General features: G+C 66.3%; 24 protein-coding genes. 22 read left to right on the forward strand and 2 right to left on the reverse strand.

All coding sequences use genetic code 11. From position 1 onward, the window contains the following. Window positions 1-3: 3 nt before the first annotated feature. The 6 genes from thrB to prmC all read left to right on the forward strand — a co-directional run bounded on the left by thrB (window position 4) and on the right by prmC (window position 7,009). A complete protein-coding gene (thrB, locus tag ACYVN4_RS43910) occupies window positions 4-960 on the forward strand; it encodes a homoserine kinase (protein ID WP_460730008.1) in 957 nt (318 codons plus the stop codon). A gap of 418 nt (window positions 961-1,378) precedes the next feature. Then, the gene (rho, locus tag ACYVN4_RS43915) at window positions 1,379-3,370 is read left to right on the forward strand and encodes a transcription termination factor Rho (RefSeq protein WP_460730010.1); all 1,992 of its coding nucleotides are present in this window, start codon (window positions 1,379-1,381) and stop codon (window positions 3,368-3,370) included. Window positions 3,371-4,100: 730 nt separating this feature from the next. Beyond that, complete coding sequence (gene rpmE, locus ACYVN4_RS43920; RefSeq protein ID WP_379366549.1) at window positions 4,101-4,322, forward strand: 50S ribosomal protein L31; 222 nt, start codon at window positions 4,101-4,103, stop codon at window positions 4,320-4,322. A gap of 137 nt (window positions 4,323-4,459) precedes the next feature. Beyond that, window positions 4,460-5,539 (forward strand): peptide chain release factor 1, encoded by a 1,080-nt coding sequence (prfA, locus tag ACYVN4_RS43925; protein ID WP_460730013.1) that lies wholly within the window; start codon window positions 4,460-4,462, stop codon window positions 5,537-5,539. A 17-nt stretch (window positions 5,540-5,556) separates the two neighbouring features. Next, on the forward strand, window positions 5,557-6,015 hold the full coding sequence (aac(6'), locus tag ACYVN4_RS43930) for an aminoglycoside 6'-N-acetyltransferase (RefSeq protein WP_460730015.1): 459 nt from the start codon (window positions 5,557-5,559) through the stop codon (window positions 6,013-6,015). Between the two features lie 115 nt (window positions 6,016-6,130). Further along, window positions 6,131-7,009 (forward strand): peptide chain release factor N(5)-glutamine methyltransferase, encoded by an 879-nt coding sequence (prmC, locus tag ACYVN4_RS43935; protein ID WP_460730017.1) that lies wholly within the window; start codon window positions 6,131-6,133, stop codon window positions 7,007-7,009. A 3-nt stretch (window positions 7,010-7,012) separates the two neighbouring features. On the opposite strand, the gene ACYVN4_RS43940 is transcribed toward prmC, so the two are convergent. Beyond that, a complete protein-coding gene (locus tag ACYVN4_RS43940; RefSeq protein WP_460730018.1) occupies window positions 7,013-7,306 on the reverse strand; it encodes a DUF427 domain-containing protein in 294 nt (97 codons plus the stop codon). Between the two features lie 101 nt (window positions 7,307-7,407). Between ACYVN4_RS43940 and ACYVN4_RS43945 the strand changes: the two genes are divergently transcribed. The 11 genes from ACYVN4_RS43945 to ACYVN4_RS43995 all read left to right on the forward strand — a co-directional run bounded on the left by ACYVN4_RS43945 (window position 7,408) and on the right by ACYVN4_RS43995 (window position 17,149). Beyond that, window positions 7,408-8,073, forward strand: a complete 666-nt coding sequence (locus ACYVN4_RS43945) for an L-threonylcarbamoyladenylate synthase (RefSeq protein ID WP_379366558.1) — start codon at window positions 7,408-7,410, stop codon at window positions 8,071-8,073. A gap of 11 nt (window positions 8,074-8,084) precedes the next feature. Next, window positions 8,085-9,278: an MraY family glycosyltransferase gene (locus ACYVN4_RS43950; protein ID WP_460730021.1), complete on the forward strand. Its 1,194-nt coding sequence runs from the start codon at window positions 8,085-8,087 to the stop codon at window positions 9,276-9,278. An 11-nt stretch (window positions 9,279-9,289) separates the two neighbouring features. Further along, window positions 9,290-9,718, forward strand: a complete 429-nt coding sequence (locus ACYVN4_RS43955; RefSeq protein WP_460730023.1) for a hypothetical protein — start codon at window positions 9,290-9,292, stop codon at window positions 9,716-9,718. A gap of 367 nt (window positions 9,719-10,085) precedes the next feature. After that, window positions 10,086-10,859 (forward strand): F0F1 ATP synthase subunit A, encoded by a 774-nt coding sequence (gene atpB / locus ACYVN4_RS43960; RefSeq protein ID WP_460730025.1) that lies wholly within the window; start codon window positions 10,086-10,088, stop codon window positions 10,857-10,859. A 76-nt stretch (window positions 10,860-10,935) separates the two neighbouring features. After that, on the forward strand, window positions 10,936-11,178 hold the full coding sequence (locus ACYVN4_RS43965; protein ID WP_460730027.1) for an ATP synthase F0 subunit C: 243 nt from the start codon (window positions 10,936-10,938) through the stop codon (window positions 11,176-11,178). Between the two features lie 26 nt (window positions 11,179-11,204). Further along, entirely contained in the window at window positions 11,205-11,756 is a 552-nt protein-coding gene (locus ACYVN4_RS43970; protein WP_460730029.1) for a F0F1 ATP synthase subunit B, read from the forward strand. Window positions 11,757-11,775: 19 nt separating this feature from the next. Then, a complete protein-coding gene (locus tag ACYVN4_RS43975; RefSeq protein WP_460730031.1) occupies window positions 11,776-12,585 on the forward strand; it encodes a F0F1 ATP synthase subunit delta in 810 nt (269 codons plus the stop codon). 66 nt (window positions 12,586-12,651) lie between these two features. After that, entirely contained in the window at window positions 12,652-14,289 is a 1,638-nt protein-coding gene (gene atpA, locus ACYVN4_RS43980; RefSeq protein ID WP_460730032.1) for a F0F1 ATP synthase subunit alpha, read from the forward strand. Between the two features lie 55 nt (window positions 14,290-14,344). Further along, on the forward strand, window positions 14,345-15,316 hold the full coding sequence (locus tag ACYVN4_RS43985; protein ID WP_460730034.1) for a F0F1 ATP synthase subunit gamma: 972 nt from the start codon (window positions 14,345-14,347) through the stop codon (window positions 15,314-15,316). A gap of 18 nt (window positions 15,317-15,334) precedes the next feature. Further along, window positions 15,335-16,765 (forward strand): F0F1 ATP synthase subunit beta, encoded by a 1,431-nt coding sequence (gene atpD / locus ACYVN4_RS43990; protein ID WP_460730036.1) that lies wholly within the window; start codon window positions 15,335-15,337, stop codon window positions 16,763-16,765. Between the two features lie 6 nt (window positions 16,766-16,771). Further along, window positions 16,772-17,149 (forward strand): F0F1 ATP synthase subunit epsilon, encoded by a 378-nt coding sequence (locus ACYVN4_RS43995; RefSeq protein WP_460730038.1) that lies wholly within the window; start codon window positions 16,772-16,774, stop codon window positions 17,147-17,149. A gap of 63 nt (window positions 17,150-17,212) precedes the next feature. Here ACYVN4_RS43995 and ACYVN4_RS44000 read toward each other — a convergent pair whose 3' ends face one another. Next, on the reverse strand, window positions 17,213-18,304 hold the full coding sequence (locus ACYVN4_RS44000; RefSeq protein ID WP_460730040.1) for an NAD(P)-dependent alcohol dehydrogenase: 1,092 nt from the start codon (window positions 18,302-18,304) through the stop codon (window positions 17,213-17,215). Window positions 18,305-18,580: 276 nt separating this feature from the next. On the opposite strand from ACYVN4_RS44000, the gene ACYVN4_RS44005 reads away from it, so the two are divergent. From ACYVN4_RS44005 to murA, 5 genes are all read left to right on the forward strand, one after another. Beyond that, on the forward strand, window positions 18,581-19,240 hold the full coding sequence (locus tag ACYVN4_RS44005) for an MspA family porin (protein WP_460730042.1): 660 nt from the start codon (window positions 18,581-18,583) through the stop codon (window positions 19,238-19,240). 29 nt (window positions 19,241-19,269) lie between these two features. Then, window positions 19,270-19,962 carry an MspA family porin gene (locus ACYVN4_RS44010; RefSeq protein ID WP_460730044.1) on the forward strand — a complete coding sequence of 231 codons (693 nt, stop codon included), beginning with the start codon at window positions 19,270-19,272 and terminating at the stop codon, window positions 19,960-19,962. Window positions 19,963-20,130: 168 nt separating this feature from the next. Beyond that, a complete protein-coding gene (locus ACYVN4_RS44015) occupies window positions 20,131-20,553 on the forward strand; it encodes a DUF2550 domain-containing protein (RefSeq protein ID WP_379366584.1) in 423 nt (140 codons plus the stop codon). 21 nt (window positions 20,554-20,574) lie between these two features. Beyond that, window positions 20,575-21,168 (forward strand): cob(I)yrinic acid a,c-diamide adenosyltransferase, encoded by a 594-nt coding sequence (locus ACYVN4_RS44020; RefSeq protein ID WP_460730047.1) that lies wholly within the window; start codon window positions 20,575-20,577, stop codon window positions 21,166-21,168. Window positions 21,169-21,178: 10 nt separating this feature from the next. Further along, entirely contained in the window at window positions 21,179-22,441 is a 1,263-nt protein-coding gene (murA, locus tag ACYVN4_RS44025) for a UDP-N-acetylglucosamine 1-carboxyvinyltransferase (protein ID WP_379366587.1), read from the forward strand. Window positions 22,442-22,737 lie beyond the last annotated feature (296 nt).

Consider the following 22,737-nt stretch of genomic DNA (forward strand, 5'->3'; position numbering starts at 1 on the left):
CTCATGACGCGGACGCTGCCCGCCGGAATCTCCGTCACCGTGCGGGTTCCGGCGTCCAGCGCCAATCTGGGTCCGGGTTTCGATTCCCTGGGAATCGCTTTGGGGCTCTACGACGAGATCATCGTGTCCACCACGGACTCCGGTCTCACCATCCGGGTCGAGGGGGAGGGCGCCGACGACGTGCCCTGGGGCCCTTCGCATCTGGTGGTGCGGGCCATCGAGCGCGGCCTGCAGGCCGCGGGCGTGTGGGCCGACGGTCTGGACGTGGTGTGCCGCAACGTGATTCCGCATTCCCGGGGCATGGGTTCCTCCGCCTCGGCCGCCGTCGGCGGCCTGGCGGCCGGGCGTGGTTTGGCCGCGAAGTTCGATCCCGAACTGGCCTACGGCGACGACGTGCTGGTGCAGCTGGCCGGTGAATTCGAAGGCCACCCGGATAATTCGTCCGCCAGCATCCTGGGCGGATTCGTGGTGTGCTGGACCGAAACCGACCGTTCGGCGGACGAAAACGGCAGTGGCGACGCACATCACGCCCGTGTGTACCGGGCGGTTCGGCTGGAACCGCATCCCTCGCTGCGGCCCGTGGTGCTGATTCCCGAAGAGCGTTCCGCCACCGCGCACACCCGCGGTTTGCTCCCGGAGTCGGTTCCGCACGTCGATGCGGCCTTCAACGCGAGTCGTTCCGCGCTCGCGGTAGTCGCCTTGACGCAGCGGCCCGACCTGCTGCTTCCCGCCACGGCGGACCGGCTACACCAGGGCTACCGCGCCTCGGCGTTGCCGTTGACCACCAAATGGGTGGAACGGTTGCGCGCCGCGGGCATCGCGGCCACCGTATCGGGTGCGGGGCCGACCGTGCTCGCCTTCGCGACCAGCGAATTCCCGGAAGAACTGCGCGAACTCGCGATTGCGGACGGCATGCGCGTCTTGGAGCCGGGCATCGCCGGCGGAGTATTGGTCGATTGACAGCGCGCCTGCCTTGCCGATGCAAAAGGTGGGAGCTATCCTGAGCGAGTCCGTACATCGTGCGCGTCAGACGCCGGTGCTTCATCAGGGCAAATCGCTCCAGAGGCTCCTTGCTCAGGCTCGAGGCTTGAGGCTCGAAACTTGGGGGTAGCCAGTCAACTGGAATGATCTCTCCCACCTTTTTTCCTGGTGGCGGAGCCCACGTGGTGGTGACCCCATCGGCCCGGCGGGACAGGCGATACGGCATCCGAGTTCGGCACGAGACCGGACTGCAGGAGGAACCCTCGAACAGGCACACGGCGGTCGAGGGAAGGAAAGGATTTCCGTGACAGATACGGACCTGCTCGCGACACCCGGGACGGATAGCGATTCAGCGTCCTCGGGTAGCCGCGAAAGTGACTCCGGACAGATTTCGAAGATGAGCGAACAAACTGACGTCGCACGATCGGGGCTGACTGGAATGTTGTTGCCGCAGTTGCGTGCGCTTGCGGGAGAACTCGGTATCCGAGGCACTTCCGGGATGCGTAAGGGTGATCTCATCGCCGCTATCAAGGAGAACCAAGGGGGCGGCAGCGCGGGCGCGAAGCCTGCCACCGGCAAGGCCACGCGGAATGCGAAGGCCAAGGCCGAGGACGCGCCGACCGGTGGGGAGTCCGTGTCGGTCAAGGCCGCCGAGCCCGCTCCGGCTCCGGCCGAGGTGAAGGCGGAGGCTCCGGCCAACCGTGCCGAGCAGGCCGAGGCGCGCCAAAACGCTTCGGAGACTCGCGAATCCAAGCGCGAGGAGGGCGAGAACGCCCGCGCCGAGGGTGGCGAGTCCGAGTCCGGTCAGGACGGTCGCGACGGCGGCCAGCGCGGCCGTGGTCGCCAGCGTCGGGGTCGCGAGCAGCGCGGCGCCAATGCCGAGAACACCACCGCCGAGGCCCCCGCCGCCGACAAGGGCGAGCAGGAGGGCGGCGAGCGTCGTCGCGATCGCGGCAACCAGGGCGAGCGCAACAATCAGCGCAACGACCAGGGCGAGCGCAACAACAACCAGGGCGAGCGCAACAACCAGCGCAACGACCAGGGCGAGCGCAACAGCAACGGCGGCCAGCAGAACGGCGCCGGTCGCAACAACCGCGACAACCGGGACAACCGGGTGGAGGACGACGAGGAAGGTGGCCGCGGCCGCCGGGGTCGTCGCTTCCGTGAGCGTCGTCGCGGGCGGGACCGTGAAGGCGTGGCCACCGGTGGTGGCGAGGCTCGCGAGATGGAGATCCGCGAGGACGACGTCCTGCAGCCGGTCGCCGGCATCCTGGATGTCCTCGACAACTACGCGTTCGTCCGCACCTCCGGCTACCTGGCCGGGCAGAACGACGTGTACGTGTCGATGAACCTGGTCCGCAAGAACGGCCTGCGCCGCGGTGACGCCATCACCGGTGCGGTGCGCGCTCCGCGCGACGGCGATCAGTCCAACCAGCGCCAGAAGTTCGATCCGCTGGTGCGTTTGGACACGGTCAACGGCGGCGACGTCGAAAGTGCCAAGCGCCGACCGGAATTCAACAAGCTCACCCCGCTGTACCCGAATCAGCGCCTGCGGCTGGAAACTCAGCCGAACAAGCTGACCACGCGCATCATCGACCTGATCATGCCGATCGGTAAGGGCCAGCGTGCGCTGATCGTGTCCCCGCCCAAGGCGGGTAAGACGATGGTCATCCAGGACATCGCCAACGCGATCGCCACCAACAACCCGGAGTGCTACCTGATGGTGGTGCTGGTGGACGAGCGTCCCGAGGAAGTGACCGATATGCAGCGCTCCGTGCGCGGCGAGGTCATCGCCTCCACGTTCGACCGTCCGCCGAGCGATCACACCTCGGTCGCCGAGCTCGCCATCGAACGGGCCAAGCGTCTGGTGGAAGCGGGTCAGGACGTTGTCGTGCTGCTCGACTCGATCACCCGATTGGGTCGTGCCTACAACAACTCGTCCCCGGCCTCGGGTCGAATCCTTTCCGGTGGTGTGGATTCCACCGCGCTGTACCCGCCCAAGCGGTTCCTCGGCGCGGCCCGCAATATCGAGAACGGCGGCTCGCTGACCATAATCGCCACGGCGCTGGTCGAGACCGGCTCCACCGGTGACACGGTCATCTTCGAGGAGTTCAAGGGCACGGGTAACGCCGAGCTCAAGCTCGATCGCAAGATCGCCGAGCGCCGCGTGTTCCCGGCGGTCGACGTGAACCTGTCGAGCACCCGTCGCGACGATCTACTGATGTCGCCGGACGAGGCGGCGGTGCTGCACAAGCTGCGGCGCGTGCTGTCCGGTCTGGACTCGCATCAGGCGATCGACCTGATGGTCGACCGGTTGAAGAAGACCAAGAGCAACATCGAGTTCCTGATGACGGTCTCCAAGACCGCCCCGGGCGCGATCGACGAATAAGTCTGTTGCGCAAGGTTTCTCACGACGGCGGCCCCGCTTCGGCGGGGCCGCCGCCGTGTTTGCGGTACCGGGCCGAAGAAGACGGCGGCGATGAGTGCCGCACCGGCGATCAAGAAGCCGAGAATGAGCGCGGTCACGGCACCGGTGTAATCCGGCGCCGTGACCGCTGTGTAGGTGAGCGTGGCGTCCCCCCGCGGTGGGTTGGGGGCCGAGCTCAGGGGCCCCACCGCGTTGCCGGACTCCCCGGGAGCCATCCACCAGCCCGCGACCACCAGAAGCGTCAGTGTCACCAGGACCCCGCCCGCGACGACTTCCGCGTGCCGCCGATGTGCCCTCCCGGCTTCGGCGTGCGCGGTGGCGGGGGATGAACCCCCGGTCGTCGCGTCCTTCCTGGTCACCGCTGTCCTTCCGATCGTCGTGAAACTCTCACCTGGACAAACTCTATGAACACGGGTGTTCGTATTCCCGAGTAGCGGGCTACTCGACTTCCAGCGTCACTCGAGCCGGGTAAATATGCGTGCCCGTAGTTTCTTGGGGGGACGGGCGGGAACAAACCGGGCAGACCCGCGGTTCAGGACAGTGGAACCCTCGCGGGAGCTACCTCCGGAGCCCACCGGCAGTGACCTGGAGAGCACCGCATATACTGTTCCGTCGGCAACCATGCCTCTAGTCGGTTCCGGTTCACGTCAGGCAATTTCAGGCGACCCGGGACCAGTTGAAAGGACACCCAATGAGGGCAGGAATTCACCCCACTTACGTGGACACCACCGTGGTCTGCGGTTGTGGCAACACCTTCCAGACCAAGAGCACCAAGGAGTCGGGCCAGATCACGGTCGAGGTCTGCTCCCAGTGCCACCCGTTCTACACGGGCAAGCAGAAGATTCTGGACACCGGCGGCCGCGTGGCCCGCTTCGAGGCCCGCTACGGCAAGCGCACCAAGGCTGCCAACTAGCTGTCCCGCCCGACGCCCGTCCCGCACTCGCGGGCCGGGCGTCGGTGTGTTTGTGGACCTACTGGCAGCGAGCTGAAACAGCTCACACATACTTTCCGGGTGTGCCGAAGCCCGGCACCCCGATGGGAGGACCCGCGATGGCCGACAAGACGGCCCCCAACGCGATCGACGACATCCTGGCCGAGTACCAGGGGCTGGAATCCCAGCTCGCCGACCCTTCGCTGCACAACGACCCGGGCGCGGCCCGCCGGGTCGGCAAGCGCTTCGCCGAACTCGGTCCGGTCATGTCGACCTACAACAAGCTGAGCACCGCGCGCGACGATCTCGCCGCCGCGCAGGAGCTCGCGGCCGACGATTCGTCCTTCGCCGCCGAGGTCCCCGGCCTGCAGGCGCAGGTGGAGGAGCTGGACAAGCAGCTCACCGACCTGCTCGCGCCGCGCGACCCGCACGACGGCGACGATGTCATCCTCGAGGTGAAATCCGGCGAGGGCGGCGAGGAGTCCGCGCTGTTCGCCTCCGATCTGGCGCGCATGTACATCCGCTACGCGGAGCGGCACGGCTGGAAGGTCGAGGTGCTCGGCGTCACCTACTCCGATCTGGACGGGTACAAGGACGCCAGCTTCTCCATCAAGAGCAAGGAACCCACCCGCGACGGGGTGTGGTCCAAGCTCAAGTTCGAGGGCGGCGTGCACCGCGTGCAGCGCGTGCCGGTCACCGAATCCCAAGGGCGCATTCACACCTCGGCCGCGGGCGTGCTGGTCTACCCGGAGCCCGACGAGGTCGAGGAAGTCGAGATCGACGAGAAGGACCTGCGCATCGACGTGTACCGGTCCTCCGGCAAGGGCGGTCAGGGCGTCAACACCACCGACTCCGCCGTGCGCCTCACCCACCTGCCCACCGGCCTGGTGGTGACCTGCCAGAACGAACGGTCCCAGCTGCAGAACAAGATTCGCGCCAAGCAGGTACTGGCCGCGCGGCTGCAGGCCCTCATGGAGGAGCAGGCCGACGCCGAGGCCGCGTCCGGCCGCGCAGCGCAGATCCGCACCGTGGACCGCTCCGAGCGCATCCGCACCTACAATTTCCCGGAGAACCGCATCGCCGATCACCGCATCGGTTTCAAGGCGCACAACCTGGATTCGGTGCTGGACGGCAACCTCGAGGACCTGTTCACCGCCCTCGGCGAGGCCGACCGCGCGGCCCGGCTGGCCGCCGAATAAGCCGGGGGACAGCGGAAATGCGGATCGAGCGGGTGACGGCAGAGGCCACCGACCACGTGGAGGTCATCGACGCGGTGGCCTCCCTGCGGTTCGCGCTGTGGCCGGTCGAGGACGAGGCCGAGCACCGGGCCGAGCTGGCGGAACTGGCCGCGAGTCCCGACGCCGTCGTCCTGGTCGCACTGAGCGAGGACGGCGAACCCGTCGGATACGCCGAGGCCAGCCTCCGGCGCGACTACGTCAACGGCTGCGAAACCTCACCGGTGGCGTTCCTGGAAGGCATCTTCGTGGCTCCCGGATACCGGTTGCACGGTCTCGCGGGCGAGCTGTGCGAGGCGGTCGAGGCGTGGGGACGCGAACTCGGCTGCACCGAACTCGGTTCGGATGCGCTGCTGGAGAACGCCGTCGCACACCGCTTCCACCAGTCGCACGGCTTCGAGGAGCGCGAGCGAGTGGTGTACTACCGCAAGAAGCTCTAGGGCGGTACTCGGACGCCACGCCCGATGCCGTCGGCGCGCGAGCGGTTGAGCGGGAGACCGTTCGAGGCAATCATTTTCGTGCGAGCATGTGCGTGGGGAGAAAGGCTGCGAAACCGTGAGTCGTGCACCGTTGCGACCGGCCGTCAGGGAGGCCGTGGAGATCTTGGCCGCGGCCGGGGTGCCCAGCCCCCAGGCCGACGCGGAATACCTTGCGGCCCATGTGCTGGGTGTCGATCGGGGCCGCCTGGCCTTGATGCCGATGCTGACCCCCGACCAGCTCGAGGAGTATCGCAAGCTGGTCGCGCGGCGCGCGGAACGCGTTCCGCTGCAGCACCTTACGGGTACAGCGGCGATGGGTGAGATCGATCTCGCGGTCGGTCCCGGCGTTTTCATCCCTCGCCCCGAGACCGAGTTGATCTTCGCCTGGGCGCTGGCTCAGCTGGAGCAGGTCGGCCATGAACACCAGCCCATCGTCGTGGACCTCTGCACCGGTTCCGGCGCCCTGGCCCTGGCCATTGCCCATGCCCGCCCCGACGTCCAGGTGCACGCGGTCGAACTCGACGCCGAGGCGCTGGCCTGGGCGCGACGCAACGCCCTGCAACTGGCCGACGAGGGCGACAGCCCCATCGACCTGCATGCCGGCGACGTCACCGACCCCACCATCCTCGAACACCTCAACGGCACGGTGGACGTGGTCGTCTCCAACCCGCCCTACATCCCCTCAGATGCCCAGCTCGACCCCGAGGTCATGGACCACGACCCGCACCGCGCTCTCTTCGGCGGCCCCGACGGCCTCGAGGTCATCCGCCCCATGACCGCAACCATCGCCCGCCTGCTCCGCGAAAACGGCGCGGCCGCAGTCGAACACGACGACACCAACGGCTCCGGCGTAGCCGCCCTCTTCGCCGCCCACGGCGGCTTCACCGACATCATCGAACACCCCGACCTCGCCGGAAAGCCCCGCTTCGTCGTAGCCCGCCGCACCGCCGACTGACGGTTACTCGGGGGAGTTCTCGATCTCGACGCCGTGCCAGAAGGCGACGTGGTCTTTGATCTTGCGGGCCAGGGGGCTGGGCTTGGGGTAGTACCAGGCGGCGTCGGGGTTCTCCTTGCCGTCCACGGTGACCGTGTAGTAGCTGGCGATGCCCTTCCACGGGCACAGGGTGTGGTGGGCGCTTTCGCTGAAGAATTCCCGCTTCAGGGAATCGACCGGAAAGTACTGATTGCCCTCGACCTCCACGGTTTCCGGGGCCTCGGCAATGACCGTTCCGTTCCAGATCGCACGCATCATGGGGTGGTGCCTCCTTCGTCGAATCCGAGAATACGACCGAATCGTGGCCGAAACCCGGCGCGACAGTGGCGCTGCGAGCGTCCCGTGTCAAGATGTCAGCCGTGAGTACCGTCTACGACTGTGCCGATCCCGACTCCCGCGCCGCCGGTCTGAGCGCCGCGCGCAGCACGCTGAAGTCCGGACGGTTGGCCGTTATTCCGACCGACACGCTCTATGGGCTCGCCGCCGACGCGTTCGACAGTCAGGCGGTGAGCGCGCTGCTGGCCGCCAAACGTCGTGGCCGCGATATGCCGGTGCCGGTGCTGGTCGGGTCGTGGAACACCATCGACGGGCTGGTCTTCTCCGTGCGCCCGCAGGCGCGCGAGCTGATCCGCGCCTTCTGGCCGGGCGGGTTGAGTCTGGTTGTGCAGCAGGCCCCTTCGCTGGCCTGGGATCTGGGTGACGCGCGCGGCACGGTGATGCTGCGGATGCCGCTGCACCCGGTCGCGCTGGAACTGCTGCGCGAGGTCGGCCCGCTGGCGGTGTCGAGCGCGAACGTCTCCGGGCAGCCGCCCGCCACCACCGCGGCCGAGGCGCAGGCGCAGCTGGGCGAGCTGGTCGGGGTGTACCTCGACGGCGGCCCGGCCGATCACGCGGTCGCCTCCACCATCGTCGATCTGACCTCCGATACCCCGCGCATCCTGCGCGAGGGCGCCGTCGCCGCGGAGAAGATCGCGGAGGTGCTCGGCATGTCGCCCGAGGAGCTGCGCCAGCCGGGCGAGCGGTGACGGCCCGTTAAATGCTGCTGAGTCAGGGCGTATTCAGCCAGGGCGCGGTCGTCCCGCTGCGGGAGCTGCTGCTGGTGCTGCTCGTCGCCACGGTCATCGCCTACCTGTCCACGGGTGGAATCCGGGTGCTGGCCATCGCCTTCGGGGCGGTGGCGATCCCGCGCGAGCGCGATGTGCACGTGAAGCCGATTCCGCGCATGGGCGGTTTGGGCATCTACCTGGGTCTGCTGGCGGCCGTGCTGTTCGCGCATCAGCTGCCCGCCCTGCGCCGCGGCTTCGACTACCCCAAGGACATTCCGGCGGTGCTGGCCGCGGCCACGCTCATCGTGCTGGTCGGCATCATCGACGACCGCTGGGGCCTGGACTGGCTGACCAAGCTGGTCGGCCAGATCACCGCGGCTGGCGTGATGGCGGTGATGGGCCTGAGCTGGGTGGCCATCTACAACCCCTTCACCAATGAGACGGTGGTGCTGGATCCGCTGCAGGGCGGTCTGGTGACCGTCGGCATCACGGTGACCGTCGTGAACGCCATGAATTTCGTGGACGGCCTCGACGGTTTGGCCGCGGGCCTCGGTTTTATCGCGGCCGTCGCGGTTTTCGTGTTCACCGTGGGTTTGCTCTACGAGGTCGGCGGTTCCACCGACACCTATCCGCCGGCGTTGCTGGCGGCCGCGCTGGCGGGCGCGTGTCTGGGATTTCTGCCACACAATTTCTCACCGGCCCGGATTTTCATGGGCGACACCGGTTCCATGCTCATCGGATTGATGCTGGCCGCGGTGTCCACGGGTGCCTCCGGGCGAATTCCGCTGCAGGGTTACGGCCCGCGCGACATCGTGGGTTTGCTGTCACCGCTGTTGCTGGTGGGTGCGGTGATGTTCATTCCTGTTCTTGATCTTGTTCTGGCCGTGATTCGTCGCGTTCGCGCAGGTGTGAGTTTTTCCACTCCGGACAAAATGCATCTGCATCACCGTTTGCTGCAGATCGGACATTCGCAGCGCCGCGTGGTCTTGGTGATCTATCTCTGGGTGAGCGTGCTCGCATTCGGCGCGGTCGGCACCTCGTTGATCTCGGATCGGCGCATGGTGGTGCTCGTGTTCGCGGCCGGACTCGTTTTCGCGCTCATCGTCACCGCGGTGCCGTCCTGGCGTGAGTTGCGCAACCCGACCCGCAAACCGCCTCACGATCGCCAGAACGTCGCCGGGTAGAGTTGCTGCCCGTGAGCACGCCTTCCACTCCCGGTCCCGATGCCCCGCTCCGCGCGGCCCTGCGCTACGGCATCGCCGGTTTGGCTGTGCTGGTTGTGGTTTCGGCCATCGTGTCGTCCATCTGCGCGGGCCTGCCGGGCCTGTGGGGAGCCCTGATCGGTTCCGCCCTCGGCGGTGCGTTCATTCTCACCACGGCCGCGTCGGTGCTGTTCAGCGCGAAGATCGAGTCCGGCCTGCAGGGCGTCGTGCTGCTCGGCAGCTGGGTCGGAAAGCTGCTGCTGGCAGTGATTGTCGTGGCAGCGCTCAAGCAGTTCGACTTCTACAACCGCTACGCGCTGTTCTTCACCGTCATCTCGGCGCTGCTCATCGTGCTCGGCGCGGAGACGTACGGCCTTCTGCGCCAACGCGTTCCGACCGTCGAAGTGGAGCGCGACCTGTAGTTTCGCGCCCCGCGCGAGCCGGGCGAGACACCGTTCATCACGTGTTTCGCCTACCCCCTACGCATTGTCGTAGATAACTTGATAAACTCTTTACCTGTAGCCAACCGAATCAACAGGGGGGGTCGCCTGAGACCCGCCTGAGAGCAGGTTATGCTTCATGCCGTACCGGGCCCTCTGGGTTACCGGTTCTGCACCGTCGACGATGTCGCCGACGCGCGTACAGACGCCAGGGCGTGACTGCCACAGCTGCTGACGAACTTCGAGCCGACCTGAGTCGACCCACCAGATCGTCAATGTCCGATCGAACCGCAGGAGAAAACTATCTCCTGCGTTCCGACCACGGGAGAGAACGCTGAGCGTCACCTTTATGGCGGGCGAGTTCCACGCGCCGTCACTCAACGACTTCTTCCCTCCAGCAGTGCTGTTCGAGGGGACGCCTTTCGAGCTCGACCGTTTGATGCTCATTCGCATCCTCATGTCGGCCGTTCTCGTACTCGTCATGCTCGCGGCTTTCCGTCGCCCGCAGCTGGTTCCGCGCGGTCTGCAGAATGTCGCGGAATCCGGTCTGGTGTTCGTCAAGGAACAGATCTGCGACGAGGTGCTGGGTAAGGAATCCGGCAAGAAGTTCTTCCCGCTGATCGCGTCGATCTTCTTCACGGTGCTGTTCTTGAACGCCTCGGGTGTTATTCCGGGCCTGAACATCTCGTCGAACGCGCGAATCGGCATGCCCCTCGTGCTGGCAGTCGTTGCCTACGTCACCTTCAACTACGTGGGCATCAAGAAGTACGGCTTCCTGAAATACATGCGCTCGTCCATCGTGGTGCCGAATGTGCCGCCCGCGCTGCACGTGCTGCTGATCCCGATCGAGTTCCTCTCGACCTTCGTGCTGCGCCCGTTCACGCTGACCGTCCGTCTCATGGCGAACATGCTGGCAGGCCACATCATGTTGGTGCTGTTCTTCAGTGCCACCCAGTTCTTCCTGTTCAGTGCCACCTGGATGACGGTGTTCTCGCCGTTCTCGCTGCTCGCGGGCTTCGGCTTCACGCTCTTCGAGCTCCTGGTGGTCTTCCTGCAGGCGTACGTGTTCGCGCTGCTGACCGCTGTGTACATCGGTCTGGCGCAGCACGCCGACTCTCACTGACCGACCGCACCAACACCAGAAACCTGCCACACACGCCGCCTACGGCGGGTGGGCGACAGAAAGGGAATAGACACCAATGAGCAGCACCCTGACCTTCCTGGCCGAGAACGCTCCGACCGCCAAGGGCTACGGCGCCATCGGCTACGGTCTCGCCGCGATCGGCCCGGGCGTCGGCGTCGGCATCGTCGTCGGCAAGGCCATCGAGGGCATCGCCCGTCAGCCCGAGCTGCAGGGCCAGATCCGGACCACCATGTTCCTGGGTATCGCGTTCACCGAGGCCCTGGCACTGATCGGTCTCGTCGCCGGCTTCATTTTCTGATTCCGGCAAAAGACTAGGAATCGACGATGAACAACATTGTTTTGCTTGCGGCCGAGGAGGACATCAATCCCCTCGTCCCGAAGACCTACGACATTGTCTGGTCTGCGATTGTCTTCATCGTTATCGCCTTTGTCTTCGCCAAGTACGTCGTCCCGCGCCTGACCAAGGTGCTGGACGAGCGGACCCAGAAGATCGAGGGCGGTATCGCCAAGGCCGAGGCCGTGCAGGCCGAGGCGCAGGCCACCCTGCAGCAGTACCAGGAGCAGCTGGCCGAGGCTCGCCTCGAGGCCGCTCGTATCCGTGAGGAAGCCCGCACCCAGGGTGCGTCGATCCTCGCGGCGATGCGTTCCGATGCGCAGGCCGAGGCCGACCGCATCGTGGCCGCGGGACACTCGCAGCTGGAGGCACAGCGCCAGCAGATCGTGACCGAACTGCGGTCCGAGCTCGGCCGCACCGCGGTCGACCTGGCCGAGAAGATCATCGGTCAGTCGGTGGCCGACGAGGCCAAGCAGGCGGCGTCGATCGACCGGTTCCTCCAGGAACTGGACGCGAACGCCGGTATCGGGGTCGGAAGGTAACGGACCGAAAGTGGGAAGCATGTACGCAGCGAGCCGCGAGGCGAGTTCCCGTGCGCGGGAAGCCCTTCGGGCCGCTCTGACCGGTAGCGACACCGTCGCGGCTACTACGGGGTCGGAACTGTTCGCCGTTGTCGCCGTCCTCGACGACCAGCGTTCGCTGCGTGTGGCGCTCGCGGATAAGTCGGTGTCGAGTTCGGCGCGGGCCGAGCTGGCCGAACGCGTCTTCGGCGGCAAGATCAGCGGGACCACCCAGGCCGTGCTGACCACCGCGGTGGCCCAGGACTGGTCGCGGACCCGCGATCTGGTGGACACGCTGGTCCTGCTCGGCCGCGAAGCGCTGTTGCGCGCCGCGGACGAGCGTGGCCGCCTGACCGCCGTCGAGGACGAACTGTTCCGGCTGGGCCGCATCATCGATGACAACCCGGACCTGGAGCAGGCGCTGCAGGACCACGGCAAGCCGGCTCCGGCCAAGCGTGCCCTGGTGCAGCGTCTGCTCGCCGGAAAGGTCGAGGACATCACCCTGCAGCTGGTCGAACAGGCCGTGCTGCGCCACAAGGGCGATGCCGGCCAGGCCATCGACGAGCTGTCCGATCTGGCGGCCTCGCTCCGGGAGCAGATCGTGGCGCACGTGCGCGCTGCGGTGGCCCTGACGCCGCAGCAGCGCGAGCACCTCGCCGCCTCGCTGCAGCGCATCTACGACAAGCCGATCACCGTGCACGTGCAGGAGGACCCGACCTTGCTGGCCGGCGTCGTCGTGCGCGTGGGCGACGACCTGATCGACGGCAGCGCCATCGGCCGGCTGCAGCGCTTGCGCCAGTCTCTCGCTTAAGAGACGAACGCCGAGAAGCGCAGTAACACACCGACATTCGAGACCCACAGCGAGAGCAGGAAGAACATGGCGGAGCTGACGATCTCCCCCGATGAGATCCGTAGCGCGATCGAGAGCTACACCCAGAGCTACACCCCCGAGACCTCCATCGAAGAGATCGGTGTCGTCACCGACACCGGCGACGGTATCGCCCACATCAGTGGCCTGCCGTCCGCGATGGCCAACGAGCTGCTGGAATTCCCCGGCGGCGTGCTCGGTGTGGCGCTGAACCTGGAAGACACCAACATCGGTGCCGTCGTCCTGGGTGAGTTCGACACCCTGGAAGAGGGCCAGCAGGTCCGCCGCACCGGCGACGTGCTCTCGGTTCCCGTGGGTGACAAGTTCCTCGGCCGCGTCATCGACCCGCTGGGCGCGCCCATCGACGGCCTCGGCGAGATCGAGTCCGACGAGCGTCGCGTGCTCGAGCTGCAGGCCGCGACCGTGCTGGAGCGTCAGCCGGTCGGTGAGCCGATGGCCACCGGCATCACCGCCATCGACGCCCTGACCGCGATCGGCCGTGGCCAGCGTCAGCTGGTCATCGGTGACCGCAAGACCGGCAAGACCGCGGTCTGCATCGACGCGATCATCAACCAGAAGGCCAACTGGGCCACCGGCGATCCGTCGAAGCAGGTGCGTTGCATCTACGTCGCGATCGGCCAGAAGGGCTCCACCATCGCGGGCGTCAAGACCGCGCTCGAGGCGCACGGCGCGATGGAGTACACCACCATCGTCGCGGCCCCCGCGTCGGACTCCGCCGGCTTCAAGTGGCTGGCGCCGTACACCGGTTCGGCCCTCGGCCAGCACTGGATGTACCAGGGCAAGCACGTCCTGATCGTGTTCGACGACCTGTCCAAGCAGGCCGAGGCCTACCGCGCCATCTCGCTGCTGCTGCGTCGCCCGCCGGGCCGCGAGGCGTACCCGGGTGACGTCTTCTACCTGCACTCGCGCCTGCTGGAGCGTTGCGCCAAGCTGTCCGACGCCCTGGGCGCGGGCTCGATGACCGGTCTGCCGATTATCGAGACCAAGGCCAACGACGTCTCGGCGTTCATCCCGACCAACGTCATCTCCATCACCGACGGCCAGGTGTTCCTGGAGTCGGACCTCTTCAACAAGGGTGTCCGCCCGGCCATCAACGTCGGTATCTCGGTGTCCCGAGTCGGTGGCGCCGCGCAGACCAAGGCCATGAAGAAGGTCTCCGGTTCGCTGCGTCTGGAGCTGGCCTCCTACCGTGAGCTCGAGGCGTTCTCCGCCTTCGCCTCCGACCTGGATGCCGCCTCGCTGGCCCAGCTGGAGCGTGGCGCGCGCTGGGTCGAGCTGCTCAAGCAGGACCAGTACGCCCCGGTTTCCGTTGAGGACCAGGTTGTTTCGCTGTACCTGGTCGACGGTGGCTTCTACGACTCCGTGCCGGTCGGCGACATCCGCCGCTTCAACTCGGAGCTGCTGGAGAACCTGCACGCCACCGTGCAGTCCTCCTTCGACGCCCTGCAGGGCGGCGCCAAGGTGCTCGACGGCGACGCCGCCGATGCCATCAAGGCCGCGACCGACAAGTTCAAGCTGGGCTTCCTGGCGTCCGACGGCTCGCGTGTCGTCGAGGCCGAGGCCGACAAGCTGGATCACGAAGAGGTCGAGTCCCTTTCCGTCACCCGCAAGCACGTCGAGAAGTAATCGAGACGAGCATGCGAATGACCGAATCGACGAATGAAGGGAGGGTGACCCGCTAATGCCAAGCGTGCGTGAACTTCGCTCCCGTATTCGTTCCGTGAGCTCGATCAAGAAGATCACCAAGGCGCAGGAGCTCATCGCGACCTCGCGAATCAGCAAGGCGCAGGCGCGCGTTGCGGCCGCCAAGCCGTACGCGGAGGAGATCACCAAGGTCCTGGCCGAATTGGCCGGTGCCAGTGGCAATCTCAGCCACCCGCTGCTGACCGAGCGCGAGAATCCGCGTCGTGCAGCCGTTCTCGTCATCACCTCCGACCGCGGTATGTGCGGTGGTTACAACTCCAACGTGCTCAAGCAGGCCGAGGAGCTCATGACCACCTTGCGCTCCGAGGGCAAGGAGCCGGTGCTGTACGTGATGGGCGCGAAGGGCCTGACCTACTACACCTTCCGCAAGCGGACGGTGAACGGGTCCTGGCTGGGCTTCTCACAGCAGCCCAACTACGTGGACGCCTCGGCCGCGTGCAACCACCTGGTGGAGGCATTCATGGCCGGTGCCGACGGCGAGGTGGAGACCCCCAACGGGGTCGGCACCATGCCGGGCGTCGACGAACTGCACATCGTCTACACGCGTTTCGTGTCGATGCTGTCGCAGCAGCCCGAGGTGCGTCGCCTGGCCCCGATCCAGGTGACCTTCGTTGACGAGAACTTCGATCTGGGCCCCGACAGCTTCACCGACTCCGAGTCGGCCACGCTGTCGCCCCAGTACGAGTTCGAGCCGGACGCGGATCGCCTGCTGGGCGCGCTGCTGCCGAAGTACATCAACACTCGGATCTACTCGTCGCTGCTCGAAGCGGCGGCATCGGAGTCGGCTGCGCGCCGCACCGCCATGAAGGCCGCAACGGATAACGCCACGGACCTGGTCAATTCGCTGACCCGGACCGCGAACTCGTTGCGCCAGGCGCAGATTACGCAGGAAATCACGGAAATCGTCGGCGGTGCCAACGCACTGGCGTCGAGCTCGGACCGCGACTAAGGCCCAGGAAGAGAACCAATGACCGCAGCTACTGAAACTCGGGTCGGCACAGGCCGTGTCGCCCGCGTCATCGGACCCGTCGTGGACGTCGAGTTCCCGCGCGGTTCGATTCCCGACCTGTACAACGCCCTCAACGTGGACATCGCGCTCGCGTCGGTGGCCAAGACCCTGACCCTCGAGGTTGCGCAGCACCTGGGCGACAACATCGTTCGCACCATCTCCATGCAGCCGACCGACGGTCTGGTTCGTGGCGCCTCGGTGCGCGACACCGGCAAGCCGATCTCGGTGCCCGTCGGTGACGTCGTCAAGGGCCACGTGTTCAACGCCCTCGGTGACTGCCTCGACACCCCGGGTCTGGGCCGCGACGGCGAGCAGTGGGGCATCCACCGCCAGCCGCCCGCCTTCGACCAGCTCGAGGGCAAGACCGAGATCCTCGAGACCGGCATCAAGGTCATCGACCTGCTGACCCCGTACGTCAAGGGCGGCAAGATCGGTCTGTTCGGTGGTGCCGGTGTCGGCAAGACCGTGCTGATCCAGGAGATGATCACCCGTATCGCGCGTGAGTTCTCCGGTACGTCCGTGTTCGCGGGCGTCGGTGAGCGCACCCGTGAGGGCACCGACCTGCACCTGGAAATGGAAGAGATGGGCGTCCTTCAGGACACCGCCCTCGTCTTCGGCCAGATGGACGAGCCGCCGGGCACGCGTATGCGCGTCGCCCTGTCGGCCCTGACCATGGCGGAGTACTTCCGCGATGTGCAGAACCAGGACGTGTTGCTCTTCATCGACAACATCTTCCGGTTCACCCAGGCCGGTTCCGAGGTCTCGACCCTGCTGGGTCGTATGCCCTCTGCCGTGGGTTACCAGCCCACCCTGGCGGACGAGATGGGTCAGCTCCAGGAGCGGATCACCTCGACCCGTGGCCGTTCGATCACCTCGATGCAGGCGATCTACGTCCCCGCCGACGACTACACCGACCCCGCGCCGGCCACCACCTTCGCGCACTTGGACGCCACCACCGAGCTTTCGCGTCCGATTTCGCAGAAGGGCATCTACCCGGCCGTCGACCCGCTGTCCTCGACCTCTCGTATCCTCGAGGCTTCGATCGTCGGCGAGCGGCACTTCCGGGTGGCCAACGAGGTCAAGCGAATCCTGCAGAAGTACAAGGAACTCCAGGACATCATCGCCATCCTCGGCATGGACGAGCTCTCCGAAGAGGACAAGGTCCTCGTCGGTCGCGCCCGTCGCCTGGAGAAGTTCCTGGGCCAGAACTTCATCGTCGCCGAGAAGTTCACCGGCCAGGAAGGTTCCGTCGTTCCGCTGGAGCAGACCATCGACGACTTCGATCGCGTCTGCAAGGGCGAGTTCGATCACCTGCCGGAGCAGGCGTTCAACTCCTGTGGTGGCCTGGACGACGTCGAGGCTGCTGCGAAGAAGATCGCCGGGAAGTAGTCACCCATGGCAGATATGTCCGTTGATCTGGTCGCTGTCGAGCGACTGGTGTGGTCGGGCCGGGCGAGCTTCGTCTCGGCCCAGACCACCGAGGGTGAGATCGGCATTCTCGCCGGTCACGAGCCGCTGCTCGGCCAGCTGGTCGAGGGTGGCACGGTGACCATCGTGTCCGACGACGACGAGCGCATCGTCGCCGCCGTGCACGGCGGGTTCTTCTCGGTCACCGCCACTTCGGTGCGCGTGCTGGCCGAGTCCGCCGAATTCGCCTTCGATATCGACGAGGCGGCCGCCAAGGCCGTCGTCGCCGATGTCGATGCGAGCCCGGCCGCGCTGGCCAAGGCCAAGGGCCAGCTGCGCGCCCTCGAGAAGGCTGCCCAGGGCTAGTCTCTCGACACTGAACAAAGCGGCGGCCCCGGGGAAATCCCCGGGGCCGCCGCCTTTTTCGTCTCAGTCGAAGGTCAGGATCGGTTTGATCGTGCCCCCGTGGTGGGCGTCGTCCAGCGCGGTGTCGATATCCGCGAACTTGTAGGTCTTGCTGATCTTCTCGATCGGGAACTTGCCCTCGGCATGCCAGGCCAGCAGCCGCGGAATGAACTTTTGCGGATCGCCGCTGCCCTCGATGCAGCCGCGCACGGCCTTCCCGTTGCCGGTGAGATGGCCGATTTCCAGGTCCATGCTCGCCTCGCCCAGGCCGACGAGCACCAGGGTGCCCATGGGGGCCAAGGCTTCCAGGCCCTTGGCGATCACGGCATTGATGGCCGTGGTGTCGAGCGCGAAGTTCGCGCCGCCGTTGGTGGCCGCCTGAATCTGTGCCACCACGTCCTCGGCCGCGCCGTCGATGGTGACGTCCGCGCCCAGCTCCTTGGCGACCTCCAGCCGTTCCGCGGAAAGGTCAATGGCCACAATGGTTCCCGCGCCGATCGCGCGGGCGGCCATCAGGGCGGCCATGCCCACGCCGCCGACGCCGAAGATGGCGATGGAATCGTCGGGGCCCGGCCGCATGACATTGGCGACCGCGCCCGCCCCGGTCTGCACGCCGCAGCCGAACGGGGCGGTGGCGGTCAGGTCGACGCTCTCGTCGACAACCACGACACTGCGTGCGGGCACCAAGGCGTGCGTAGCGAAACTCGACTGCCCGAAGAACGCGCCCATGACGCGCTCGCCATTGTTGCTCAGCGGCGAAGTGAAATCCGAACGCCCGCCGGAGGTGTTGAGAATGACGAAATTCTCGCAATAGGGCGGAAGCCCGTTGACGCAGCGGGAACACGTGCCGCAACTGGCGTAGGTGAGCAGCACATGGTCGCCCACTTCGATTCCGGTTACTTCCGAGCCAATGCGCTCGACGATGCCGGATCCCTCGTGCCCGAGCACGATCGGCAAATCGGCGGGAAACACGCCCTTGGTGACCAGGTCGGTGTGGCAGACGCCGCTCGCGACGATGCGCACCAGCACCTCGCCCGGTCGCGGGTCCTCGAGCTCGAGGGTCTCCATCGAGAACGGCTTATCCGCTCCCCGGGCCACCGCAGCGGTGATTTCCACGGAATCTCCTTCCAAGACATCCCAATTGTCCGGAGCATAAGAACGTGTTCCAGTTTTGGGCCATCCCGGATCCTACTGAGCGGGCCTCCGGTTGGGAACCGGTCCGCCGCGGCTGGTAAGCGCCAACGGATTTCCGTTATCTCGTGGCGAAATTGCGACGCGGGTTACACCGTGTGGTTAAATGCAATCGCCGGTCTACGGATGTGATCTGAAGCATCCCGCAAAGTCTTGGCAATCCAGCATTCTCAGCTTTACCTCCACGATGCAGGCTGCACGATGAGCGAGGGGTTGATGAGCGGGCTTCGTATTGGCAAATGGGGGGTGGCCGCCGCTGCTGTCGCGGTCGCCCTCGGATTCTTCGCACCGGGTGCGGCGAACGCGGACGCCGTGGTGCCGCTCCCGGACGGGCACATCGAGGGCCCGGGCGTGAAAATCACCAGTCTCGGTGAGCGCGCGATCATTTCGCCGTCCCTGGCGGCCAACGGCGCGGGCCGCACCTCCTGGGTGAGCGGCAATGTCACCGCCGACGTGAACACCCCGGACGGGGATGTCGGTCCCAACAACGGCCCGAAGAACTTTCCGGGCACCAACAACTCGGGCACCCACGGGTCGTCCAACCTGACCACCGGATACATCATCGGATGCCAGGTGAATCTGGGCGTGCTGAGCGCGAACTCGTCGTTCGCCCTGAGTCTGACGCCCACCATCGCGGGCGGGTTCAGCTTCCCGATCTCGCCCGGCCAGGTGGTCTGGGTCGCGATCAACAACATCGAGTTGATCAAGAGCGGCACCTACACCATCAACTACCAGGACATTCCCATGGAGATCCAGGGCTGCGGTGGGTACGCGCAGGCCCGCCAGGTCTCCACCGTCGAGATCATCGGCGCGGACTACTCCAAGGTCACCCTCTACGGTCAGCCGTTCAGCATCGGCTGACGGGTCCGCTTCACAAGGGAAGGGATCGTATGTACGGCAAGGGAATTCGCGTCCGGGGTGGCAAGGCTCTGGGTGTCGCGCTGGCCGCCGTGGTGGGTTGCGGCTTCAGCCCGACGGGCGTCGCGCATGCGGACACGTTCGTCCCGCTGCCGGGCGGCTCCATCACCCGGCAGCTCGCCGACGGCACCAATCTGATCGTCCGGATCGAGAACGAGTCGGCGAAGATCAGCGGCTCCATGGGTGATACGCCGATGCACCGCAATGTGTGGACCACCGCCCGCGGTGTGGTGGATCTGGACGGGCCGAGCGCGTCGAGCGCCACCATCAAGATCAGTCCCGGCTACATCGTGGGCTGCCAGGTGGACATCGGGTCGTTCTCGCCGAGCGAGAACGCCAGCGAGCAGGCGACGGTGGCCAGCAGCGGAATCACCCCCGGCGTGCCGACCGAGGCCATGGGCGCGGGCATCACCCTGGGTCCCGGCCAGGCCAAGGCGCTGCTGATGCTCGACCTCGAGAAGCCGGACGACTACGGCCAGGAATCGCACAAGCGCTACAACAAGACTCTCGGCCCGCACGCCAGCGTCACCTGGGTCGACGAGACGTTCGCCGTCGACGGGTGTGGTGGTTACGCCCAGGCCCGGGCCTTCATCGCCGCCGAAGTCGACAGCACGAACTTCATCGGCAACCTGGTGCTCTACGGCCAGCCGTTCAGCATTGGCTGATATATCTTCTGCGCCTCGCTGAACAGCGCATACGTCACATTCGGTGGATGGCCGGACTTCGCCTTTCCGCGGTCGCTAGTATCGACCGAAAGCGGGGCCCGGCCTCTGGCCGGTTCGTGATCGACAGCAACGCGGATGTGAAGGGACGGAGCGGCATTGCAAACCGGGATGTGGCTTCTGATCATTCTGGTGCTGTTGCTTGTCGGTTTGGCCCTGGCCTCGACGTATCGCCTGGTGATGTTGCGCCGCGGCGGCACGGCCGCACTGCTGCGGGTGCTGCCCGCGCGCGGGCACGGCGGCGGCTGGCGGCACGGCCTCATCCGCTACGACGAGGACACGCTCCTCTTCTACAAACTCTCCAGTCTGAAACTCGGCCCGGACTCCACCATGCGCCGGCTCGCGATCGAGATCGGTCCGCGACGGTCCCCGCAGGACGACGAATACGACATCATGACCGACGAGGTCATCGTCATGTGCTCGGACGGTGACGGCAGCTACGAGCTGGCGCTCGACCGCGGGGCCATGGCGGCCTTCCTTTCCTGGGTGGAATCCCGCCCCTCCGAGCGCATTCGCCGCCGCCGCGCGGGATAGCGCACGGGCTAAGGTGACCGTGTGAGCGTGCACCTGACTCGGATCTATACGCGGACCGGCGATGACGGTACGACCGGTTTGAGTGATTTCTCCCGGGTGGCCAAGACCGATCCGCGCTTGATCGCCTACGCAGACTGTGACGAAACCAATGCAGCTCTCGGAGTCGCCATCGCGCTCGGGGCGCCCGACGAGCGGATGCTCGGTGTGTTGCGCTCCATACAGAACGATCTCTTCGACGCCGGTGCGGACCTCTCCACGCCCGTGGTCGCCGAGCCCAAGTACCCGCCGCTGCGCATCACGCAGGACTACATCGACCGCCTCGAGAAGTGGTGCGATGAGTTCAATGAGCCTCTGGCACCGTTGAATTCGTTCATCCTGCCCGGCGGCACTCCGCTGGCCGCACTGCTGCACACCGCGCGCACGGTCGCGCGACGCGCCGAGCGAGCGGCCTGGGCGGCGGTCGACGCCCACCCGGACGACACGAGTGTGCTGCCCGCGAAATACCTGAACCGGCTGTCCGACCTGCTGTTCATTCTGGGCCGAGTAGCCAATCCGGATGGCGACATACTTTGGCGGCCGGGCGGAGACGCCGCGAGCACGGGATCCGACCACTAGGCTGACCCCCGTGAGTGAACGGTTTCTGGTGACCGGGGGCAGCAGGCTCGTCGGTGAGGTCGCGGTGGGCGGCGCGAAGAACAGCGTCCTCAAGCTGATGGCCGCAGCGTTGCTGGCCGAGGGTACGACCACGATCACCAACTGCCCGGACATCTTGGATGTGCCGCTGATGGCAGAGGTGCTGCGTGGTCTCGGCTGCGATGTCACGGTGAACCACGAGACCGTGACCATCGTGACCCCCGCGGAACCCAAGTACCACGCGGACTTCCCGGCGGTCACCCAGTTCCGCGCCTCGGTGTGTGTATTGGGTCCGCTCATGGCGCGCTGCAAGCGGGCCGTTGTCGCGCTGCCCGGTGGTGACGCAATCGGTTCGCGTCCGCTCGATATGCATCAGCAGGGTCTGCGCCTCCTCGGCGCGACCTCCGAGATCGAGCACGGCTGCCTGGTCGCGCGGGCGGAGGAGCTGCAGGGCGCGCGGATTCGCCTCGACTTCCCGTCGGTCGGCGCGACCGAGAACATCCTGATGGCCGCGGTGCTCGCCGAGGGCGAGACCGTCATCGACAATGCCGCGCGCGAACCGGAGATCGTGGATCTCTGCAACATGCTGGCGCGGATGGGCGCGAAGATCTCCGGTGCGGGCACCTCTGTATTGACCATCGAAGGCGTGGACAAGCTCGCGCCGACCACGCACCGGGTGATCGGTGACCGCATCGTCGCCGCGACCTGGGGTATCGCCGCCGCCATGACCACCGGCGACGTGCGGGTGACGGGCATCAACCCCAAGCACCTGTCGCTGGTGCTGGACAAGCTGCGCTCCGCGGGTGCCCGAATCTCGTTCGAACCGGATGGTTTTCGCGTGGTGCAGGCGGATCGCCCGCGCGCGGTGAACTTCTCGACCCTGCCGTTCCCGGGTTTCCCCACCGACCTGCAGCCCATGGCCATCGGCCTGGCCGCGATCGCGGACGGCACCTCGATGATCACCGAGAACATCTTCGAGGCGCGCTTCCGCTTTGTCGAAGAGATGATTCGCCTGGGCGCCGATGCCCGCACCGATGGGCATCACGCTGTGGTGCGCGGGATTCCGCGACTGTCCTCGGCGCCGGTGTGGTCCTCCGACATTCGCGCCGGCGCCGGTCTGGTGCTCGCGGGTCTGGTCGCCGATGGAGTCACCGAAGTGCACGACGTCTTCCATATCGACCGCGGTTACCCGGATTTCGTGGAGAACCTGCGCTCGCTCGGGGCCGAGATCGAACGGGTCGGAACCACCGACTGAACGGTGGGTGTCGGGACGGGTTCGCGAAAACCCCTCCTGAACAGGCGATTTGACATGCGAACAACCAACACGTAACTTATTCCAGGTCAGAGCGACACGGACACCGACTCCGGTGAGACGAGCTTCGCCTGATGATCATCTAGCTCCCAACTACCAGCGGATTTGGTTCTGCTGTGAGGGCTGAGCTAAGCTTCACCAGCAACAAACAAGCAGCCTCACCGACAAGCCGGTTAAACCCGGGGATGTTGGTGTGTGCGTGTGTTCTTTGAGAACTCAATAGTGTGTCGATGAATGTC

The organism is Nocardia heshunensis (assembly GCF_054782115.1).

What these genes read in the sequence shown, in the direction of transcription:
- ACYVN4_RS44015 (WP_379366584.1), top strand. Translation starts at nt 20,131, where the DNA reads ATGTGGCTTCTGATCATTCTGGTGCTGTTGCTTGTCGGTTTGGCCCTG.
- atpB (WP_460730025.1), top strand. Translation starts at nt 10,086, where the DNA reads ATGGCGGGCGAGTTCCACGCGCCGTCACTCAACGACTTCTTCCCTCCA.
- atpA (WP_460730032.1), top strand. Translation starts at nt 12,652, where the DNA reads ATGGCGGAGCTGACGATCTCCCCCGATGAGATCCGTAGCGCGATCGAG.
- ACYVN4_RS44005 (WP_460730042.1), top strand. Translation starts at nt 18,581, where the DNA reads ATGAGCGAGGGGTTGATGAGCGGGCTTCGTATTGGCAAATGGGGGGTG.
- ACYVN4_RS43985 (WP_460730034.1), top strand. Translation starts at nt 14,345, where the DNA reads ATGCCAAGCGTGCGTGAACTTCGCTCCCGTATTCGTTCCGTGAGCTCG.
- rho (WP_460730010.1), top strand. Translation starts at nt 1,379, where the DNA reads ATGAGCGAACAAACTGACGTCGCACGATCGGGGCTGACTGGAATGTTG.
- ACYVN4_RS44010 (WP_460730044.1), top strand. Translation starts at nt 19,270, where the DNA reads ATGTACGGCAAGGGAATTCGCGTCCGGGGTGGCAAGGCTCTGGGTGTC.
- rpmE (WP_379366549.1), top strand. Translation starts at nt 4,101, where the DNA reads ATGAGGGCAGGAATTCACCCCACTTACGTGGACACCACCGTGGTCTGC.
- ACYVN4_RS43975 (WP_460730031.1), top strand. Translation starts at nt 11,776, where the DNA reads ATGTACGCAGCGAGCCGCGAGGCGAGTTCCCGTGCGCGGGAAGCCCTT.
- ACYVN4_RS43950 (WP_460730021.1), top strand. Translation starts at nt 8,085, where the DNA reads ATGCTGCTGAGTCAGGGCGTATTCAGCCAGGGCGCGGTCGTCCCGCTG.
- ACYVN4_RS43965 (WP_460730027.1), top strand. Translation starts at nt 10,936, where the DNA reads ATGAGCAGCACCCTGACCTTCCTGGCCGAGAACGCTCCGACCGCCAAG.
- thrB (WP_460730008.1), top strand. Translation starts at nt 4, where the DNA reads ATGACGCGGACGCTGCCCGCCGGAATCTCCGTCACCGTGCGGGTTCCG.
- ACYVN4_RS43940 (WP_460730018.1), bottom strand. Translation starts at nt 7,306, where the DNA reads ATGATGCGTGCGATCTGGAACGGAACGGTCATTGCCGAGGCCCCGGAA.
- ACYVN4_RS43995 (WP_460730038.1), top strand. Translation starts at nt 16,772, where the DNA reads ATGGCAGATATGTCCGTTGATCTGGTCGCTGTCGAGCGACTGGTGTGG.
- ACYVN4_RS43970 (WP_460730029.1), top strand. Translation starts at nt 11,205, where the DNA reads ATGAACAACATTGTTTTGCTTGCGGCCGAGGAGGACATCAATCCCCTC.
- atpD (WP_460730036.1), top strand. Translation starts at nt 15,335, where the DNA reads ATGACCGCAGCTACTGAAACTCGGGTCGGCACAGGCCGTGTCGCCCGC.
- prfA (WP_460730013.1), top strand. Translation starts at nt 4,460, where the DNA reads ATGGCCGACAAGACGGCCCCCAACGCGATCGACGACATCCTGGCCGAG.